We start from the raw sequence: 20,764 nt of genomic DNA on the forward strand, positions 1-20,764 counted from the left end.
GCTTTTTGTTATTTATATCTTTTCTGGTTCTTTATATTCCTCACCAAACAATTCAATTGTTACTTCCTTCATTACATTATCTTCTAACGGTCTATCTGAATGATCGGTTTTAGTATTAGCTATTCTATCCACCTCTTCATATCCCTCTATAACCTTGCCAAAGGCTGCATATTGTCCATCCAAATGTGGAGATGCCTTATGTATAATAAAAAATTGTGAGCCTGCTGAATTTGGATTCATAGCCCTGGCCATTGATATTATACCTTCAGTATGCCTTAAATCATTATCAAATCCATTCCTTGAAAATTCACCTTTAATTGAATATCCAGGTCCTCCCATTCCAGTTCCCTGTGGGCAACCGCCTTGTATCATAAAGCCCTTAATTACCCTATGAAATATAAGTCCATTGTAAAATCCATTTTTTACAAGGAATATAAAATTCTTTACTGTATTAGGAGCTTTATCCGGGTATAACTCTACTTTAATTTGTTTTCCATTGTCCATTTTTATTGTAACCACTGGATTTTTCTTCATAATATCATCCTTTCTTCTTAACTTTATAAATATTAAAAGTCTTGCACAAATATTATATACTATTTCACCTAAAATGTTTCAGTATTATTTTGAAGGAGTAAAGAAATTTTGTGTATAGTAAATATGATAAGTTCCACCAAAATATAACCCTACCCCTAATTTTTTAAAGTCCCCTAAAATATTTTTTCTGTGTCCCTTTGAATTCATCCAACATTCATGGGCAAATATTGCGCTTGGTTGTCCTGCTGCTATGTTTTCCCCAGCCATAATAAAATCTAAATTATTTTCTTTCATTCTATCAAAAGGAGTCTTCTCCTCTGGATTATTATGGGAAAAATAATTCCTATCGGCCATATCCTGACTATGCCTTCTAGCAACTTTAGAAACACTATCATCCCAAATATATGGTGTTTTATTGAATCTTGATCTTATGGCATTGGTCAAATCAAAGATTTGTCTTTCATAGCTTTCTTTTAGCTCTTTACTTGCTCTACCAAAAAAACTATCAAACCCCTCCTCAATCTCTTTTTCTACAAGAAGTACTGCTGTTACAGCATCATTATTGTAAATATCATAAAATAAAGTTATGTAATAGTTATTTATTAAATAAGTATTAGCTTTTGAATTTTCTAAATTATATATTGTATTTCCCTTTTTTATACTACTTAATGGTTCACTATAATTGGATCTAATCTCATTTCTCGTTGTTCCCACCATAATACCCTTTTTTGATTTCCAATTTGAAGCATTAGTATATATTCCCACAACCTTATTGTCATCAATACCTACTTGTATGTATTTGCTGTAATCCTCATTATATATATACCATTTAAATCCATATTTACTCAAATCTTGGCGCATGGGTTCTCCCAAAGTTTTAATTACCTTATCCTTTGAATCTCCTATAGTTATACCCCTAAAAACAAATTCCTTGTCTTTATTATTATCATCTGATAATTTATTAATTACTACTGTTCTAGTTTCATTATCCCAGTCCACTTTACATCTCAAAGCTTCAGATATAAACCTAACTGGTACCAGTGTTTTTCCTTCTACAATCACAGCAGACACATCTAGCTCAGTTTTTTCCATGTTGATAAAAGCAACTTCACTATTGACCTGAAGTGTGATAGTCATATTCCCCTTTATTGCTGTAATTGTTCCTGTACTTCCATCCCATTTTGCTTGTGCATCAAGGACTTCAAGAATTTCTCTAAAGGGCACCAAAGTTCTATTATTAATGATTATTGGTTCCATATCAAATTCTAATAAATCACCATTAACTTCAACTTTGACATTATTAGAAAATAATATACTCTTATACTTTCTAATTCCTTGCTCTGTTACTATATAATTAAATATATATAAGCTTATACTGCTCAAAACCATAAAAAATATAACAAAAGAAATAGTTCTTTTCTTCATAAATTTATCTCTCCTTAGAATACAGATGTTTTTTTAAAATACGATAGATAATTATATTCACAGGCCCTAATTCTAATTTCCTAGCGCTTTATAAACTTAATAATTTTATAATTTACATTATATAAGTTATGGTAAAATGTCTTTATTATTGAAATTATATTAATTCATGATAGAATGAAATTATAATTCAAAAAATTCTTATAGAATTTATCATAGTAACTTAGGAGGTATCTTATGGAATTATCAAAATCTGGAAAAGGAATTATTATGATTGCATTAGCCGGTTGCCTCTGGGGAACTCTCGGTTCTATGGTTAAAATACTTAGTTCTTACAACTTGCTTTCACAGACAATTGTTTTTTGGAGAGTTTTTTTGGCCTTTATAATTTTATATTCTTATACCTATTTAACCAATAAGGATTTGCTTAAAATAGATAAACAGGGCATATTATATTCTGCTTTGATGGGACTGGTTTGTCAGACTCTATTCAATATAATGTATTTTATTTCTATACAGCAGACTACTATATCAACAGCCGTTGTTCTTTTATATACATCTCCTATTTTTATTATCATCCTTTCTAGAATATTATACAATGAAAAATTGACAAAATGGAAAATCATATCCCTTATAATCTGTATTATAGGCTGTTTCTTAACAGTAACAGGTGGAAATATCAATGCTCTTAAGTTTGATATCTGGGGCATATTACTAGGAATAGGTGCAGGCTTTACTTACAGCTTGTATACAATTTTTAGTAAACATACATTAAAAAAATATAATCACTTAACTATAATAGTATATATGCTTGGATTCGGTTCTCTATTTATACTTTTTATTTCAAAACCCTCTGATATTTTTTTAATAGATTATGATATAAAAATTTTTTCGCTTCTTTTTTACTTATCTATTTTAGCAACAATAGCTCCCTATATACTATATAGTGCCGGTTTATCCTATGGAGTAAATCCTTCAAAGGCAGGTATTATAGCAACTGTAGAAGTAATCGTAGCTGTAGTAATATCATTTTTATTTTTCAATGAATCTATATTAGGATGGAAATTAATAGGTATAGTAATGGTTTTATTCTCTGTATTCATAATTCGATTGGATGATTCTAATTTAAAAGATAATTTAAATATCACGGAGAAGAAACCTATAATTAATCAACATCACCTGTAGACTAATTAATTATATATATTTCTAAAATTATATATTGCTAACTGTGTTTTAAGACAAATCAATAAAACCTCATGATTTTTATCATGAGGTTTTATTGATTTCACTTATTCTTTTCTCTCCTAAACTATATAAACAAAAAACTTTATTCCATACATTTTTTTATACTATTCAATGTATAATTAATTTCCTCAATGCTATTAAAATGACTAAAACTAAATCTCACTGTTCCCCTTGGAAAAGTTTTTAATGTTTTGTGGGCAGATGGCGCACAATGCATACCACACCTTGTCATAATTCCAAACTCTTTATATAGTCTGTATGAAATTTCAGCATTATCCTTACTGGGAAAATCAAGGGATATTAGTGCAGTTCTTTCTTCTAATGTTTTTTTCCCTATTATTTCTATATCTTGAATATCATAAATTTCATTTAAGAAATTTTCTAAAAGATACAATTCCTTTTCTCTAATAAAATCAATTCCCTTTTCTAATATGTATTTAAGTGCAGCATTTAAACCAAATATACCGGGGATGTTCATAGTTCCCGCTTCAAATTTATCTGGCATATACTCAGGCTGAAGTTCATGTTCAGATAAGCTTCCAGTCCCCCCCTCTATAAATGTATCAATTTCCCTTGCTAATTTATCATTTATTATAAATCCTCCTATTCCCTGAGGACCTAAAAGACCTTTATGACCTGTAAAAGCAATTGCATCAGCTTTTAAAATTTCATAGTCTATCTTGCAAAACCCTGCAGTCTGAGCTGTGTCTACAATAAAAACAATCCCCTTTTCACTACATATACTTCCTACTTCTTCAAGCCTTAAAATTGTTCCACATACATTGGATGCATGGGTCATAATCACTGCTTTAGTGTTTTCTTTTATATATTCTATTATATTTCTTGGATCTAATTCTCCCTTCTCATTACAATTTACCTTGGTATATTCTATGCCAAAATTCTTTAAGTAATTTATGGGCCGCATTACTGCATTATGCTCCATTGAAGAAACTATGACATGATCACCTTTTTTACATAACCCTTTTATTAATACATTTAAACTCTCAGTAATATTCTTTGTAAAAACCACATTTTCCGGTTTATTATAATTAAATAACTCGCATAATAATTCCCTAGTTTCATATACAATATTTTCTGCCATAAAAGATGAATCATATGCCCCACGATTAATATTACACCCGATATTAGTTAAATAATCTCCTATACTTTCTGATACTCCAGGTGCTTTTGGAAAAGATGTAGCACCGTTATCCAAATAAACTCTAGGCATTTTTCACACTCCCTTCAGTATTTTAATATTAGAATCATTTTAGATCAATTCTAACTATTAAGAATATATGATTCAATTATATAGCATTTTTATAGGTATTACCATTTATTATAAATTTTTTCAATAGATGGCACTTATATAATAAAAATTATCAATTTAACTTAATGAAATTATACTGATACAATAATTATGTGCTAGTAAAAATAAACAACTTTAAGGTTTAATAAATTTCAAATAAAAAATGTATGAGAATTCATTATTTTATTTGAAGTTTATTCTAAATAACGATGTTGTTTATCTATAGATATCCAATCATAAAACTTAATTTATATATCTTAAAAATATCGATGCTTCTGCGATTTTTCGATGTATAAATTCATCTTTTAATTTGGATATGTATACAAACATTTTTAAAAAAAGGAGGTTTTTTCTAATGAAAGAAAAAAGAGGGATTATTATTACCGGTGCAATTGTAGGGATTATAGCAGTATTTCTAGTTAAATTTGGCAATCCAAAGAATATGGGTTTTTGTATTGCATGCTTTATTAGGGATATTGCAGGGAGTTTAGGTTTCCATAGAGCTGAAGTTGTTCAGTATCTTAGACCCGAAATAATAGGATTAGTTTTAGGTTCCTTTTTAATGGCTTTTAGTAATAAAGAATTTAAGGCAAAGGGAGGCTCATCTCCATTTACTCGCTTTATACTCGGAATTATAGTAATGATTGGAGCATTAATATTTCTTGGTTGTCCCCTTAGAATGGTTTTAAGAATTGCTGGGGGAGATTTAAATGCTATTTTTGGTTTAGTTGGTTTTGTGCTAGGTATAGGTTTAGGTATTTTATTCTTAAATAAAGGCTTTAACCTTAAGAGAAGCTACAAACTCCCTCAAGCTGAAGGCTATGTATTTCCAATAGTAAATATGTTCTTATTTATTTTATTGATAATATCTCCTGCGTTTCTTTTCTTTAGTAAAAATGGACCTGGTTCTATGGTCGCACCAATAGGTATAGCTCTAATAGCTGGTTTAATAGTTGGAGTCCTTGCTCAAAGAACAAGGTTGTGTATGGTTGGAGGAATTAGGGATTTAATACTTTTTAAAGATACATATCTTATTTCAGGTTTTATAGCTATCTTATTATTTTCGTTTATTTTTAATATTGCACTTGGATATTTTAATCTAGGCTTTTCTCAACAGCCAGTGGCCCATTCAGATGCTCTTTGGAATCTTTTAGGAATGTTAGTATGCGGATGGGGATCCGTTTTACTTGGAGGTTGTCCATTAAGACAGCTTATTCTGGCAGGAGAAGGGAATACTGACTCCGCTATAGCAGTTATGGGTATGTTTGTAGGTGCCGGTATTGCCCATAATTTTGGCCTTGCATCATCACCAAAGGGACCTACTCCAAACGGTCAAATAAGTGTAATTGTTTGCATAATAGCTATTTTTCTAATTGCTATATTTAATTCTGAAATAAGTATAAAAAAACAGAAAGGAGATGTTTCTGTTGGCTAAAATCGATGTTAGGGGAATGTCTTGCCCTCAGCCAATTTTAATGACTAAAAATGCCATCAAATCCAGTCCAAAAAATATTGAAGTTCTTGTTGATGATAATACTGCTAGAAATAACGTATCAAGATTTTTACAAAATCAAGGTTATAAATTAACTGTGAAAAATATGGATGAAGAATCTCTAATTTATGGTGAAAAATAGGATGTGATGTTTAAATGAAAAAATATATAGCACTTTTTTTTACCCACTCAGGAGCTATTAAGTTTCAAAGATATTCAAAAAAAAACAATATCCTTTGTGAATTAATGCCTGTTCCTCGAAAATTAAGCTCTAATTGTGGTGTATGTGCAAAATTTGTGTATCAAGAAAATGTCAGCGAGATAGTAGATGAAGAAATTGAAGAAATATATGAAATAGTAGATGATAAATATAATTTGGTTTACGAAGAAAATTAGACTATCCAAAGGGGTTGAACTTAATTTAAAAGATAATGAAAATCTTTAATTAAGCAAAATAACAAACCCACGATTTTTCATCGTGGGTTTGTTATTAATTTAATATAGAAAAATATGATTTAAAATTTATATTTAATCTCTCTACCATCCTTAAAAATCTTTTCAACCCGATTAAGGGCAGAAATATTATTTAAGGGATTTTCCTTTAGGCAAATGAAGTTTGCAATTTTACCTTCTTCTAATGTTCCAAACTTATCTTCTACCTTGCATGCCTCGGCTGCAGATTTTGTTGCACTTTGTAATGCCCTGAAATTTGTAGCTCCAAATTCCGTCAAATACTCAAGCTCTTTAACTATCATGCCGTGCATACTATCTGTGCCAACTGCTAGATTAACCCCTGATTTAATAATGTTTTCTAAATTCTCTTTGGCCTTTTCTCTAGCCTTTAATAGTTTTTCATATATACTGGGAACATTTAAATCCTTGCCACCTACTCCTTTATCATCAAAAAGTATTGTTAGTGTAGATATTAACCAGTTGCCTTTTTTAATCATTCTTTCAAGTTGATTATCACTAACAAATGTACCATGCTCTATAGTTCTAACACCACATTCTATACAAAGATTTAAACCCTCTCCCCCATGGGCATGGGCTGAGGTATAAATTCCATTATCATCTGCCACATCAACAGCAGCACTTACCTCTTCTTTACTGTATGCACTCATATCTAGACTTGTATTTGTACTGCTTACTCCTCCAGTAACAAATAATTTCAAATGGTCAGCACCCTGCTGAATATTTTTAAGAGCTAATTTTTTTATTTCTTCAATACCATCTGCAGTAGTTAGTCCTGCACCATGTCCACTTGAAGATGCTATTCCTATACCTGAAGGCAAAATATCAGGTCCAATAACTTCTCCACTAATAACCTTATTTTTTATATTTATATCCAAATAATGCTCTTCTCCCATAACTCTAAGAGTTGTAACCCCTGATAAAAGATCTTTTTGTATATTTTCTATGGCTACTGGGATATTAATTTCCAAATCCCTTTTCAATTGGGAAATTTGGTCTCCTAATTCTGGTTTTATTGATAAATGCGTATGGCAATCAATCAAACCAGGCATAATAAAATAATCACTTAAATCAACAATTTCTACATCATCATATCCAGTTGCAAAATCATCTTTATTGCCAATGGCTTTTATCAACCCATTCTCTAACAAAAAGTAGTGTTCATAAAGGGGTTTTTCATTATTTCCATCTATAATGGCTTTAGTTTTAATTAATTTTTTCATCCCAACCACCCTAAATTAAATTATTGAAGTAAACTCCATAATTCTCTTATTTACAAAACTTTTCATAATGTATTATTTCTTTAATATCAATTTTAGGTCTTTTAAAGCAAACTTCAGATGAATATCCTATTGGTATAATTGCAATTGGTTCATAGTCCCTAGGCAGGCTTAAGGTCTCACTAAGCTCCTTAGTCCTAAAGCCGCTAACATAGCAGCTTGCCAGCCCTAAATAAACAGCTCCTAAAAGCATATTTTCCACACAAGCTGAAGTATCCAAATATAGTATAGATTTAGCTGCCTCCTTTCCATAACGCTCTTCAATCCTATGCCTATTTCCACATATAACTATAAAAACCGGTGCAGATAGTAACCAGTCCTGGGATTTTCCATTAACTGAATCATTTCCTATGTATGTGGTATCTACTATTTTCTTCTTTCTATCTTCATCTCTTATTATTATAAATTCCCAAGGCTGAATATTTCCAGCTGAAGGTGCAGAGTGTCCATATTCTAAAATCTTATATATTAAGCTGTCACAGACATTTTTTTCTAAATATGAACGTACGCTTCTTCTTTCATTAATTATATCATTAAAATTCATTTGTCAACTCCTTAGCCAGTAATTATTTCCATACTTCCCCTAACACTCTAAGAATATTTTTCCCTAAGACCTTTTTTATATCTTCATTTGAATATCCTTCCTTCACCAGCCATCTTAAAATATTTTTAGATGCTTCAGTTGGATTTTCTAGCCCCCTTACATATTCCACCTTTTCAAATTCCTGTTTTGCCTCCGTATCCTTAGTTGATAATTGCTTTGCATATAGATTATGAAGCCTCACATGATCTCCGTATAAAGCATCGGGCCCAAAGGCAACATGGTCAATTCCCACTAAATCCACTAGATACTTAAAATGCTCCATATAGGAATCTATTGAATGCTTTAAGTTGTTTTTTGTAATAGTAGTATGGGGAGCAGCTTCTATACCTATAACTCCACCTCTTTGGGCGCAAGCTTTTATTACCTCATCAGGAGATAATCTTTTGCTATCCCAGAGGGCCCTTGCACCTACATGGGTTAGAAATATAGGGTGTTTGCTTTCTTCTATTACATCTAAAGTAGTTTTATAGCCGGTATGGGAACAATCAATGGCCATACCTATTCTATTCATTCTTTCAACGGCTTTTTTACCAAAGGCTGTTAATCCTCCGTCCCTTTCTTCTTTGATTCCTGAGCCCAGAGCATTTGATTCACTGTAGGTTATCCCCATTAACCTAACACCAAAACCATATAATATATCTATTCTATCTAGTTCATTCTCTATAGGTGCTGACCCTTCTACGCTTGGTATCCATGCAATTTTCCCTTCGCCATGTGCCCTATATATATCCTCAATATCTCCACATTTTATAAGGGTATTTTGATGGGCTAAATCACAGCATCTCATTCCTAAATCATATAATAAATCTTCCCATTTCCATCCGTTAGCTGAAGTAATTGTACAAGTACCATCAAGCATATTATCAAATACCGCATCATAATATGACTTTGATAATTCTTCATAGCCACAGTGGTCTCTACCTATCCTTGTATATTCAAATACTTCATTAATATTTTGGGGAAGAAAGGTGGGATGATCATGTAGTGAAATAAAAATGCTATTAGCAGCTAGCTCTTTCACCCTTTTTTCCTCTTCTATGTTCAAAGGAATTAAAAATTCTTCTACCCTTCCAATTCCCTTGGAAAGCTTGAATCTTTTAAAGTCATTTTTATCAATATAACTATAGGCCTTATAGCCATCATATTTTTTATTTGATCCCAAATTCAGCACCACCTATTTATTTTCTTATATATAATTCATCTAAATCCTTTACCCTTCTACTACTGATTTTGGTGGGAGTTGCAAAGGCAGTTTTTGAATGCATCAATCCACTTCCCACCATGGCCTCTGCCATCTTAAGTCCCACCTTTGAAGGATTTACTATAGGTACTCCTACAGCCTTTTCTATTTCCTGGGCAACATCTAAAAATCCCATGGACATACATCCTAGGACAAGGGCATCGGCCCTGTCTTCCTTTACAGCTTTTATCCCTGCCTCTATTATTTTCTTCAGGGATTTTTCCTTTTTAAGCTTTAATTGAAGTACTGGTATAGCAACAGAGACAACTGAAGCCAATTTATCAAGAACACCAGCTTTAAAGGCCAGCTCATAGGTACTGGCAATCATAGTTTCTTCAATTGTTATTACAGAAAATTTATGTCCCAAAGCAGCCCCTACAATCATACTTGTCTGTCCTGGTCCCAAAACCAGCATTTTATCTGTTATTTCTCTCATAGCATCTAATCCTGGATCCCCAGCACAGCCTAAAATAGCTGCATCATATCCTTTTCTTTCCAACTCAAACATGACCTTGGCTGTAGCAGGAATACTTAAGTATTCTTCATACATGCTTTCTATAGAAGCAGGCCCCTCATTTACATTAACTATCTCTACATCGGTGCCTGGAAATGCCCAATTTTTCAATAACTCCCCCCGTCTTTTAACCTCCTCATCATCCATAGGTCCTGGTACTACATAAACTATTTTCATGGTTTCACCTCTATTTAATAATGGTATAGGGAAATTGCATAATTTATATATTTTGCAATTATCTCTAATAATATTGAGTTGAAAATTAATTTACACCCAAATCTCTCTAAGGGCTCTTATAACATTACCACCAATAACCTTTTCTATATCATCATCAGAATATCCATTCTTTACCAGATATCGAAGTATATTCTTTGAAGCCTCTGTTGGATTTTCTATACCCTTTACATATTCTACTTCTTCAAATTCCTTTGTATCACCTTGAGTTCCTTCAGTTGATAAATGCTCAGCAAATGCATGATGTAATCCAACATGGTCACCATATAATGTATCGGGGCCAAAGGCCACATGGTCAATTCCAACTAAATCCTTTATATATTCAAAATGCTCCATATAGGAATAAATAGAATGCTCCGTATTATTCCTAGTTATTGTAGTATGGGGTGCTGCTTCAATGCCTATTACTCCACCCTTCTGAGCACAAGCCTTTAGTACATCATCGGGAGAAAGTCTCTTACTGTTCCATAGGGATTTAGCTCCTACATGGGACATGAATATGGGTTTTTTACTATGTCTAATTACATCCTTTGTAGTTTCTATTCCCACATGGGAGCAGTCGATTGCCATTCCTACCTTATTCATTCTCTCAACAGCCTTACGTCCGAATGCTGTTAGGCCACCATCCTTATCTTCCTTTAAACCCGACCCTAATTGGTTTGATTCACTATAGGTTATTCCAAGCAATCTAACTCCAAAGCCATACAATATATCTATTCTATCAAGCTCGTTTTCTATAGGTGCAGCCCCTTCAATTACAGGAACAAGGGCAATTTTTCCCTCTTTATGGGCCGTATAAATATCTTCCACCTTTTCACATTTTATAATGAAGTCTTGATGTGCTAAATCACATAATCTCATGCCTAAATCATGGAGAACTTCACTCCATTTCCAACCACTCTTTGAATGTATTGTACAAGTTCCATCCATTAAATTATCAAAGACGCAATCCAAGTAACTCCTTGATAAAGCTTCGTAAGCACAGGGTTGTCTTCCTTCCCTATTGAATTCAAATACATCCTTTTTTATATTCTTAGGAAATAACACTGGATGCTCGTGGATAGATATAAAAACCTTTTCCCCAGCAAGTCTTCCTACTCTTTCTTCCTGCTCCTTGGTCAATGGAATTAAATACTCTGGAAATACCTTATCCCCATCAGCAAGTTCAAACTCTCTGTAATCAACTCCTCCTTCAAGGTATTCATAAGCTTTATATCCTTTATATTGTTTTTTAATTCCCATAATTTTGTCCTCCTTAATTAGTTGATCAAATTACATAATTACCTTCTTAAAAAACTAACTACTAAATATTGTTTTGAAATTTTCGAATCTATACCATCGAAATATATTTAATTCTAAATAATTGAGGAAATTGCATAATTCTAACTTGGCAAAATTGCATAATACATGTGGTATTCCTTAATAGATTTTAAAGCTATATATAGTAGATAGTTTTGCTAAAGGTAATTATGCAATTTGCTCAATTAAATCAAGGATAATATTTGCATATGCAATTTACTCAATTATAAATACAGATGTACGCAACCATTTAAAACTTATTTTTACATGAGCCAAAAGGATTCTCAGTGGCTACGACCATAAATTAAATTTTACAAGCATACATCTATATAGATTTCCCATAGTAAAACTTAATTTAACCTGTTATACTAGTAAATATTTTATTTGATTGATTTTAATAACATATAGGAAATATTAAAATCCCTATGGTATTGATTTATTCTACCTTATAAACCTGAGCCAATGATTGAGGATCCACTAATCCCCTCAAATTTGAAGGATATACTTTGAAACCGTCAAATTTCTTATTATATGCAAAATTCATTTTTTTAACAACCATTGGTATATCTGGAATATCATTAGTTATTTCTTTTTGGAAAACATCCATATCTTTCATAATCTCTTCTTCTGTTAAAGCCGATTGCATATTAAGCATAGCTTCATCTGCACTTTCATTATTCCATGCCATCCAATTTAAACTTGAAGTTGATAGGAATAATGTAGACATTGAAGATTCAACATCATCAATTATACCCCAGGTACCAATAGTTAGTTCCCACTGATGGGTATTATATAATTTATCAGTTTGTAATGACTTATCCATTGGAGAAGGTACAAGTTGAATCCCAATAGCTTCCATATTATCAACTAGGATTCTTACCAACTTTTCATGCTCACTAACCGTATTAGTAAACATTGCTTTAAAGCTTAAATTCTCGCCATTTGGTCCATTTAATATTCCATCATTATCGGTGTCTTTGTACCCACCATCTGCTAATAATTTCTTAGCCCCATCCACATCATATGATGGAAAATCATTGCCCGTTTGGTATTTTTTGTATACTGGAGAAATTATACCATTCATTTCTACAGCATCACCATCAAAGGCAAAGTTAACTATTTTACTTCTATCAATGGCCATTGCCATGGCTTTCCTTACATTAACATCCTGAAGTAATTCATTCCTTAGGTTAAAGGACATATGTTCATAACCCAATGACATATTTTGAACTACATTAAATCCATCATTACTCTTTAACTCCTTTGCCGCTGCAGCAGGAATTTCCTTTGCAGTTAAATCAATATCCCCAGACTTAAGAGCCAAAACCATTGTATTTACATCGGGATATGGTTTATATATGACTTTATCTAAATAGGGCTTCCCTTCAGGAGCTAAAAACCATTCATCAACACTTTCCAGCACATAGTATTGTCCTCTTTCATAATCAGTAAGCTTAAAGGGTCCAAGTCCAACTGGATTGTCATTTGTAAAATTCTTAACATCATCAATTTCCTCCCAAATATGGGCAGGTACTATTCTCTGCCAAAATCCAATTGTAGTTATAAAGGTAGGAAATGGCTTTGATAAACTGAATACTATTGTTTTATCATTTGGAGTTTCCCATGTAACCCCTTCAAGGACTGACCACTGCCACTGGAGCTTTTGTTCATATAATGTTTTATATGTAAAAGCTATATCCTTAGATGTAAGGGGAGTTCCATCCTGCCACTTTAATCCATCCTTAAGGGTTATAGTTATTGTTAATCCATCTTCAGAAATATCAGGTTCTTCTATAATATATGGAATTTTATTACCATCTTCATCTAAAACCATTAGGGTTGGATATACTAGATTTAAGACCCATGAACCAGCTATATCATTTCCAACTAATGGATTTAACGTATCAGGGTCCGCATAGGTTCCAATATTTAAGGTTCCACCAAATTTATCTTCGCTTTTGTCCTTTACACTTTCTTCAGACGAATTATCAGCCTTTTCAGTAGATGTTTCTTGGGCTGCTTCTTTATTCCCACAGCCTGTAAAGATAGTTATAATTAAAGATAAAGCTATTATTAATGATAAAAGTTTTTTCATCACAAATCCTCCTAAAACTATTTTTTATTAAGTAATATTTCTCCAGCATAGGTTCTTAAAAGCTTTCCTTCTTCTAAAGCAAGCTGCCCATTGACTAGAACATATTCTACCCCTTTGGCATTTACTAAGGGATTTGAATAATCGATATCTGTTGGTGAAGGATAACTATAATTATCTAAATCAATAACTGCTATATCAGCCTTCATCCCCTCTTTAAGCAATCCTCTGTCCTGTAATCTAAATTGCTGTGCCGCTAAAGAAGTATTTCTCCTTACAATTTCCTCTACCCTTACACCTCCTTTGCTATACATATCCATAAATATTGGGAATCCTCCCCTCCTTTGAAGCTCATACCAAGCACCGGGATCCCATGGTTCTCCAAAGATAGTATCTGTTCCTACCATAACAAGGGGATTATCCTGTATATTCTTTGGATGTGATGCTAATGGAAAATCCTTTCTAATTGGTCCTCCGAGCCAAAATGTATAATTGTCATTATCATCGGCAAGAAAATCCAATAATACCTCTTTAGGGTTCTGTACTCCTCTACTATCTGCAATTTCCTGTATGCTCTTATATTCAATCTCTTCATTTCCAGTATTTATTACAAAAACCTGGTTCATATCATTTCCAAATATATATGAGTCTTTTAATACTATTTTCCTTCCTTCAGGAGTACGTAGTGCAGCCTTAACCCCTTCAACGCCCTTATCAAATAGCTCTGAAGATATGGCCATAATAAATTGAATTAATCTGTCTTTCCGGGTACAGTGGCCAGTGCTCCTTGGTATTGTATCTACTGTTATTTCAACACCTCTATTTCTAGCTTCTAATATGGCATCAAAGGATTCCGGGGAAGTAGAAGTCAAATGGGATACCTGGACCCTTGCTCCAGATTTTTCTCCAATCTCAATAGCTTCTAATGTGGACTCTAAATATCCAATATAATATCTACCATGGGTTGCATATACCCCATCATATTTTGCAACTACCTTGGCACATTTGATTATCTCATCAGTATCGGCATATCTGCTGGGAATATAAGAAAGTCCTGTAGATAAACCAAATGCCCCCTGCTCCATTCCCTCTTTAATATATCTAAGTATTGCTTCTTCTTCCTTTTCACTTGGTTTTCTATCCTTGGATCCACCCATTGCTGTCCAACGTATAGTTCCATGTCCCAGTAAAAAACCCAGGTTTATATTAGTGCCTTTTTCCCTTACAATATCACAATACTCTTTAAAATTACTCCATTTAGGCTGTTCCTTGTTATATCTATCCTTTGCTTGTTGGGAAATCAATCCATTTAAATAATAATACTCATATACATTTGAAGAATCCAAAGGCGTTACCGAATGACCACAATTGCCATTTATAGTTGTTGTAACCCCCTGTTTTAGAAAAACCTCAAAATCACTATCGTTTAAAATAACAGTCTCCTCATGTACATGGGGATCAATAAATCCCGGAGAAACCATCATTCCCTTTGCATTAATAATTCTTTCTCCATTTTCTTCAATTTTAGTGGCAATTTTTGCAATTTTATCATCTTTAATTGCTATATCACCATAGAAGCCTGGGTTACCTGTTCCATCAACAATAAAACCATTTTTAATAACTATGTCATAAACCTCCATTGTCTCACCTCTCCCTAAATATTTATAATCATATTTTTTAAATCCTTTGGATACTTAGTTAAGACTTCATTACCTTCTTCAGTTATTAGTACAATATCTGAATGTCTGAAGCCTGAAAGCCCTTCTATGTAAATCCCTGGTTCACTGGAAAAAATCATACCTGGCCTTAAAACCGTTCTATCTCCTGAAGCAATATAGGGTGTTTCATGTTCTTCTAAACCCTTTCCATGGCCTGTTCTGTGCTTTATATAATCTCCATAGCCAGATTCTGCTATAAATTTAATAACTTGACTTTCTATTTCTTCACATACTGCTCCTGGCTTCATTAAATTTATTGCAAATTCCTGAGCCCTTCTCATTACATTAAATGCTTTTATTCTTCTTTTATCAGGCTCCCCCACAAAAAAAGTTCTTTCACATTCTATCCTGTAACCCCATACATTTGATCCACAGGATAAAATCATAGTATCTCCTGTTTCAATTTTTTTACCACTTGGCAGGGCATGTGGCATTGCTGTTCTCACACCACTGGGCACCAACGCCCCGGCAGGCCCCCCAGGAACGTATATTACATCTCCCATATCCTCAACCATTTTGTCAACGGTTTTAGTTATCATTCTGTTTAGTATCCCAAGTTCAGTTTCTCCAGGTTTTAACATTTCCTTTCCCTTCATGACAATGTAGTCGGAGTAAAAGGCTGCTTTTTTCAACATTTCAACTTCTTCCTTAGATTTTATCTCTCTTATTATCATAATTTCATCAGCAATGGATATATAATCAAATAATTCGTTTAATCTCTTATAGCCTTTTACATCTACTTCATCTACACCTATCCTTTTAACATCATCAAAGGATTCTTTTATATTTTTCTTTAGAAAATCATATAAATCTGCTGTGGAACTAAAATCATCATCGTATGCAAAGACCTTATCTAATTGTTTTAGCTTTTGTGCTTCATCAAGCTCCATTTTAGGAGTAAAACCATATATTTTTCCACTTTTGTGAATAAACATTACAACGGGTCTTTTGCCTGGGTAATAATATAGGCCAAGATAAAACACATTATATGGATTAAATACCAGGAATCCATCTAGACCCTTTTCATTTATGCAATCAACAATTCTTTGTATCCTTCCTTTATATTCTTTTAAAGTAAACCCCTTCAAAGCTATACCTCCTTATTCTCTACTTATTTTGGGATTAAGGGCATCTCTAACCCCCATACTTAAAAAATTGAATGAAATAACGAAAAGCATTATCCCAATGCTTGGAAATAGTGAATACCACCATGCTGTTGAAAAGGCACCACTTAAATAGGCATTGTGAAGTATTTTTCCCCAACTATATGCCAAAGGATCTCCAAGTCCTAAAAAGCTTATAGCTGACTCAGTAATTATAGATGTTGCCATAACAATGGTCAGATTAACAAATACCGGTGTGCTGGCATTTATTAGGATATGTTTAAATATAATACTCCTTGTTTTTAAGCCTAAGCTCTTTGCGGCCTCTATATACTGCATTCCACATACCCTCAGTGTAGAAGATCTTGTGATTCTTGCAATACTAGGCCAAGAAAAAATTCCTATAATTAAAGCCACAGTATTTATAGTTGTTGACTCTGAAACAGCTGCTGTTATTATCATCAGGGGAAGCATAGGTATAGTAAGAAATACCTCTGTTAATCCCATTCCAAGGGTCTCATAAATTCCTCCAAAATATCCTGACATAAGTCCAATAGGTATACCTATAATCATTGCAACAAATACTGCAATTAGCCCTACTTTTATAGATGCCCTTGTCCCCCATATTACCTGGGAAAATAGGTCTAATCCCATATCATCAGTACCAAACCAATGATTAGCTGAAGGTGCAAGTAATTTATCTTCATAGTTACCGTATCCACTAACAGGTTCAGAAATAATTGGAGCTAATAGTGCTATAAGTATTAAGAAAACTACTCCTCCAAGTCCAAGCATCCCTAATTTATGATTGAGAAAAATCTTTATTTCTTTTTCCCATCTGTGTTCTTTTACTTTTCTATTACTTACTTCTTTGCATGCTGACTTATTAATCAATTGATTTCACCTCTAATCTATTTTAATTCTGGGATCTAAGTAAGCACATAAACCATCAGTTACAATATTCATTATGATTACACTCAAGGCTAGTATTATAAAAGATCCCTGTAATACAGGAAAATCCTGCTGACTAACTGCTTGATAAATCATTCTGCCAACTCCAGGGTATGCAAATACAGTCTCTGTCAAAACAGCCCCTCCAACCATTCTCCCCAGCATCAAGCCTGCAGCTGTAACTGTTGGTATCATTGCATTCCTAGATGCATGTTTCCATAACACTTTCTTTTCCTTCATTCCCTTCGATCTAGCTGTTCTTATATAGTCTTCAGATAAAACATCAATAACACTGCCCCTTGTATATAAGACATAATTGGCTAGGTATAATAGCATTAATGTTATTACCGGTAAAATCAAATGCTTTCCTACATCTAAGAAATACTGTAATCCACCCTCTACTCCAGGGGTATAGGCTCCTCCTACAGGTAAAAGAGCCAGCCTATAACCAAAGAAATACAACAATGTAAATCCAAGCCAGGGCACAAAAATTGATATCCCAAAAATAGCTAGGGCATTAATGCCTTGATCAAGGTGCGTTCCTCTTTTATATCCGGAATAAATACCAAGGGGAATACCAATTAACATTGTAATAGTTTGTGTTATAACCATTAACAATAAGGTCCAGGGGAGCTTATCCATGATTATTTCTATTACCGGTCTCTTTTGCATAAAGGATATTCCCAAATCCCCTTGAAATAAATTTTTAATATAGGCAAAATATTGAATATATAAGGGTTTATCTAAACCAAAATCCATTAGCATCTGCTGTCTTTGGGCTTCGGTCATTCTAGGATCCATAAGTAAAGTTGCAGGATCTGCCGGCATTAATCTAACAATCAAAAATGTTAATGTAACTGTAATAAAAAAAGTTATAAAGCCCTTCAAAAACCTCTTTTGAATATATCTCGCCATTACCTGCCCTCCTTCATCATATACAAATGACATTTCACTTTATGTCCATTTATTTCTTTTACCTTTGGCTGAAGCTTTTTACATATTTTCATACACTTAAAGCAGCGATTATGAAATCTACATCCCTTTGGAGGATTAACTGGGCTTGGTATATCTCCCTTCAATATAATCCTCTCTTCTTTATGTCTGGGATTAGGTATTGGTATAGCTGAAATCAATGCTTGAGTATAGGGATGCAGGGGATTTGAAAAAAGCTCTTCCTTTTTACATATCTCAACAATTTCTCCAAGATACATTACTGCAATTCTATCGCTTAAATATTTAACTACACTTAAATCATGGGCAATAAAAACGTATGTAAATCCAAATTCATCCTGTAAATCTTTGAATAAATTTATTATCTGAGCTTGTACCGAAACATCAAGAGCTGATACTGGTTCATCGGCAACGATTATTTCCGGATCCAGGGCTAAGGCCCTGGCTATTCCTATCCTCTGCCTTTGTCCTCCGCTGAACTGATGGGGAAATCTATGGTAATACTCCTTATCCAGCCCAACTCGTTCAAGTAAATCCATGGTTTTTTCTATTGCCTTTTTTTATTCATTAATCCATGGGATAAAATAGGCTCTACTATAGCTTCACCTATAGTTAGTCTTGGATTTAAAGAAGCATATGGATCTTGAAATATCATTTGAACATTCTTTCTAAGGCTTCTTAATTTCCCTCCATTAATTTTTGAAATATCTTGACTCTTATAAAAAATTTTTCCTTCAGTAGGTTCTAATAATCTTAGAATAGTTCTTCCGGTGGTTGACTTACCTGAACCACTTTCACCTACAAGCCCCAGAGTTTCCCCCTTATATAAGTCAAAGCTAATATCATCAACGGCTTTAACATACAGCTTTTCCCGGGAAAACAATCCACTCTTAAGAGGAAAATATTTTTTCAAATTTTTTACTTCCATTATTTTTTCCACTATTTGTCCTCCTCTCTGTTTGAAGCCAAAAAACATCTAACTTTATGGGTATCTCCCACCTCTATTAAGGGTGGAGTTTCATTAAAGCATATATCTGTTGCTCTTTCACATCGTGGCGCAAATCTACAGCCCTGGAGAAAATCCTTTGGTGCAGGTACTGTTCCTTTTATTGTATGTAAACGAGTTCTTATCTCATTTAAAGTTGGTAAAGACTTCAGCAGGCCAACAGTATAAGGATGCTGTGGATTTTCATATATGCTGTAAATATCAGCTTCTTCAACAACACGACCAGCATACATAACTATAACGTAATCACACATTTCTGCTACAACTCCCAAGTCATGGGTTATAAGTAAAATAGAAGCCTGGGTTTCATCCTTCAGATCCTTTATAAGGTCAAGAATTTGAGCTTGAATAGTAACGTCCAAAGCTGTAGTTGGTTCATCGGCTATCAATACCTTTGGATTACATGCCATTGCCATTGCAATCATAACCCGCTGCCTCATACCCCCAGATAATTCATGGGGATATTGTTTAATTACCTTTTCTGGAGAAGGTATGGAAACTATTTTTAATTTTTCTATTGATTTATTTACTGCCTCTTTTTTACTCATTTTTCTATGTAAAAGAAGAATTTCAGAAATTTGATCACCTATTGTATACACAGGATTTAGAGATGTCATAGGCTCTTGAAAAATCATTGCAATTTCTTTTCCTCTCATACCAATCATGTCATCTTCCGAAATCTTTAATAAATCCTTACTATTAAAAAATATTTCTCCATTAGGTACTACTGCTGTTCTCGGCAATAATCTCATAACAGAAAGGGATGTAATACTTTTCCCACATCCTGATTCTCCTACCAAGCCAACTATTTCTCCTTTATTTATTGAAAAGCTTACATTATCAATAACATTTATGAATTCATCTTCAATATTAAATCCTAATACCAAATCCTTTACTTCTAATAAAGGTTTTGTTCCTTTTCTCACTCCTTACACCCCTCTTAAATAAGTTTTTTATAATTTTATTTATACATAAGCAATCCCCATGCCAATAGAGTCATAAAAAACAATTAATATGAATAAATATTTCAATAAATGTATAAATAAAAACAACTATGCTTCAGCAATGAGCTAAAGCATAGTTGTTTTTATTTATGATAATATATATTTTAAGTTCTTCTTAATTAGTTTCTATTTTCAAAATATTGCACTTTTTTTGAAAATAATAAACCATTTTGTCGTATTATTAGGTGGTTTTTTAGGGTGCAAGCCCTTATATTAACCCTAATTATGAACCCTTATTTTAAACTATAGTATATTAATGTGAAACTTTGATTTATACATCTAAAAATATCTATGT

General features: G+C 33.0%; 18 protein-coding genes and 1 pseudogene. 4 read left to right on the plus strand and 15 right to left on the minus strand.

Features of this window, described 5'->3' with window-relative positions; translation table 11 throughout:
- Nucleotides 1–12: 12 nt before the first annotated feature.
- Both B5X81_RS14150 and B5X81_RS14155 read right to left on the minus strand, forming a co-directional pair.
- Nucleotides 13–534 carry a peptidylprolyl isomerase gene (locus tag B5X81_RS14150; RefSeq protein ID WP_079492588.1) on the minus strand — a complete coding sequence of 174 codons (522 nt, stop codon included), beginning with the start codon at nucleotides 532–534 and terminating at the stop codon, nucleotides 13–15.
- 84 nt (nucleotides 535–618) lie between these two features.
- The gene (locus tag B5X81_RS14155) at nucleotides 619–1,959 is read right to left on the minus strand and encodes a CAP-associated domain-containing protein (RefSeq protein ID WP_079492590.1); all 1,341 of its coding nucleotides are present in this window, start codon (nucleotides 1,957–1,959) and stop codon (nucleotides 619–621) included.
- A 234-nt stretch (nucleotides 1,960–2,193) separates the two neighbouring features.
- Here B5X81_RS14155 and B5X81_RS14160 point away from each other — a divergent pair, with 234 nt between their 5' ends.
- Nucleotides 2,194–3,141 carry a DMT family transporter gene (locus tag B5X81_RS14160; protein ID WP_079492591.1) on the plus strand — a complete coding sequence of 316 codons (948 nt, stop codon included), beginning with the start codon at nucleotides 2,194–2,196 and terminating at the stop codon, nucleotides 3,139–3,141.
- 142 nt (nucleotides 3,142–3,283) lie between these two features.
- Here the strand turns inward: B5X81_RS14160 and B5X81_RS14165 are convergent, their stop codons facing one another.
- The gene (locus B5X81_RS14165; RefSeq protein WP_079492593.1) at nucleotides 3,284–4,432 is read right to left on the minus strand and encodes an aminotransferase class V-fold PLP-dependent enzyme; all 1,149 of its coding nucleotides are present in this window, start codon (nucleotides 4,430–4,432) and stop codon (nucleotides 3,284–3,286) included.
- A 433-nt stretch (nucleotides 4,433–4,865) separates the two neighbouring features.
- Here B5X81_RS14165 and yedE point away from each other — a divergent pair, with 433 nt between their 5' ends.
- From yedE to B5X81_RS14180, 3 genes are read left to right on the plus strand one after another with little or no spacing between them, the layout of a single operon-like run.
- Nucleotides 4,866–5,945: a YedE family putative selenium transporter gene (yedE, locus tag B5X81_RS14170; protein ID WP_079492594.1), complete on the plus strand. Its 1,080-nt coding sequence runs from the start codon at nucleotides 4,866–4,868 to the stop codon at nucleotides 5,943–5,945.
- Nucleotides 5,938–6,144 (plus strand): sulfurtransferase TusA family protein, encoded by a 207-nt coding sequence (locus tag B5X81_RS14175; protein WP_079492595.1) that lies wholly within the window; start codon nucleotides 5,938–5,940, stop codon nucleotides 6,142–6,144. Before yedE ends, B5X81_RS14175 begins: the two co-directional genes overlap by 8 nt.
- 14 nt (nucleotides 6,145–6,158) lie before the next feature.
- Entirely contained in the window at nucleotides 6,159–6,398 is a 240-nt protein-coding gene (locus B5X81_RS14180) for a DUF3343 domain-containing protein (protein WP_079492597.1), read from the plus strand.
- Nucleotides 6,399–6,517: 119 nt separating this feature from the next.
- Here B5X81_RS14180 and B5X81_RS14185 read toward each other — a convergent pair whose 3' ends face one another.
- The 12 genes and pseudogenes from B5X81_RS14185 to B5X81_RS14240 all read right to left on the minus strand — a co-directional run bounded on the left by B5X81_RS14185 (nucleotide 6,518) and on the right by B5X81_RS14240 (nucleotide 20,391).
- On the minus strand, nucleotides 6,518–7,696 hold the full coding sequence (locus B5X81_RS14185) for a metal-dependent hydrolase family protein (protein WP_079492598.1): 1,179 nt from the start codon (nucleotides 7,694–7,696) through the stop codon (nucleotides 6,518–6,520).
- A gap of 46 nt (nucleotides 7,697–7,742) precedes the next feature.
- Nucleotides 7,743–8,297, minus strand: coding sequence for a nitroreductase family protein (locus tag B5X81_RS14190; RefSeq protein ID WP_079492600.1), 555 nt, complete (start codon nucleotides 8,295–8,297; stop codon nucleotides 7,743–7,745).
- A 22-nt stretch (nucleotides 8,298–8,319) separates the two neighbouring features.
- A complete protein-coding gene (locus tag B5X81_RS14195) occupies nucleotides 8,320–9,519 on the minus strand; it encodes a dipeptidase (RefSeq protein WP_079492601.1) in 1,200 nt (399 codons plus the stop codon).
- A gap of 16 nt (nucleotides 9,520–9,535) precedes the next feature.
- Nucleotides 9,536–10,288 (minus strand): aspartate/glutamate racemase family protein, encoded by a 753-nt coding sequence (locus B5X81_RS14200; RefSeq protein ID WP_079492603.1) that lies wholly within the window; start codon nucleotides 10,286–10,288, stop codon nucleotides 9,536–9,538.
- A 90-nt stretch (nucleotides 10,289–10,378) separates the two neighbouring features.
- Nucleotides 10,379–11,587 (minus strand): dipeptidase, encoded by a 1,209-nt coding sequence (locus tag B5X81_RS14205; RefSeq protein ID WP_139380344.1) that lies wholly within the window; start codon nucleotides 11,585–11,587, stop codon nucleotides 10,379–10,381.
- A gap of 493 nt (nucleotides 11,588–12,080) precedes the next feature.
- Complete coding sequence (locus B5X81_RS14210) at nucleotides 12,081–13,739, minus strand: ABC transporter substrate-binding protein (protein ID WP_079492604.1); 1,659 nt, start codon at nucleotides 13,737–13,739, stop codon at nucleotides 12,081–12,083.
- Between the two features lie 17 nt (nucleotides 13,740–13,756).
- Nucleotides 13,757–15,376, minus strand: coding sequence for an N-acyl-D-amino-acid deacylase family protein (locus B5X81_RS14215; RefSeq protein WP_079492606.1), 1,620 nt, complete (start codon nucleotides 15,374–15,376; stop codon nucleotides 13,757–13,759).
- Nucleotides 15,377–15,390: 14 nt separating this feature from the next.
- Nucleotides 15,391–16,542 carry a M24 family metallopeptidase gene (locus B5X81_RS14220; RefSeq protein WP_079492607.1) on the minus strand — a complete coding sequence of 384 codons (1,152 nt, stop codon included), beginning with the start codon at nucleotides 16,540–16,542 and terminating at the stop codon, nucleotides 15,391–15,393.
- Between the two features lie 12 nt (nucleotides 16,543–16,554).
- Nucleotides 16,555–17,451, minus strand: coding sequence for an ABC transporter permease (locus B5X81_RS14225; protein WP_079492609.1), 897 nt, complete (start codon nucleotides 17,449–17,451; stop codon nucleotides 16,555–16,557).
- Nucleotides 17,452–17,463: 12 nt separating this feature from the next.
- Nucleotides 17,464–18,423 (minus strand): ABC transporter permease, encoded by a 960-nt coding sequence (locus B5X81_RS14230; RefSeq protein WP_079492610.1) that lies wholly within the window; start codon nucleotides 18,421–18,423, stop codon nucleotides 17,464–17,466.
- Nucleotides 18,423–19,435: pseudogene (locus B5X81_RS28700) on the minus strand (ABC transporter ATP-binding protein). The gene B5X81_RS14230 and the pseudogene B5X81_RS28700 overlap by 1 nt, the downstream one beginning before the upstream one ends.
- Nucleotides 19,399–20,391 carry an ABC transporter ATP-binding protein gene (locus tag B5X81_RS14240; protein ID WP_079492612.1) on the minus strand — a complete coding sequence of 331 codons (993 nt, stop codon included), beginning with the start codon at nucleotides 20,389–20,391 and terminating at the stop codon, nucleotides 19,399–19,401. Before B5X81_RS14240 ends, B5X81_RS28700 begins: the two are co-directional and overlap by 37 nt.
- Between the last annotated feature and the right edge of the window lie 373 nt (nucleotides 20,392–20,764).

The organism is Maledivibacter halophilus, from assembly GCF_900167445.1.
Classification (GTDB): Bacteria; Bacillota; Clostridia; order Peptostreptococcales; family Caminicellaceae; genus Maledivibacter; species Maledivibacter halophilus.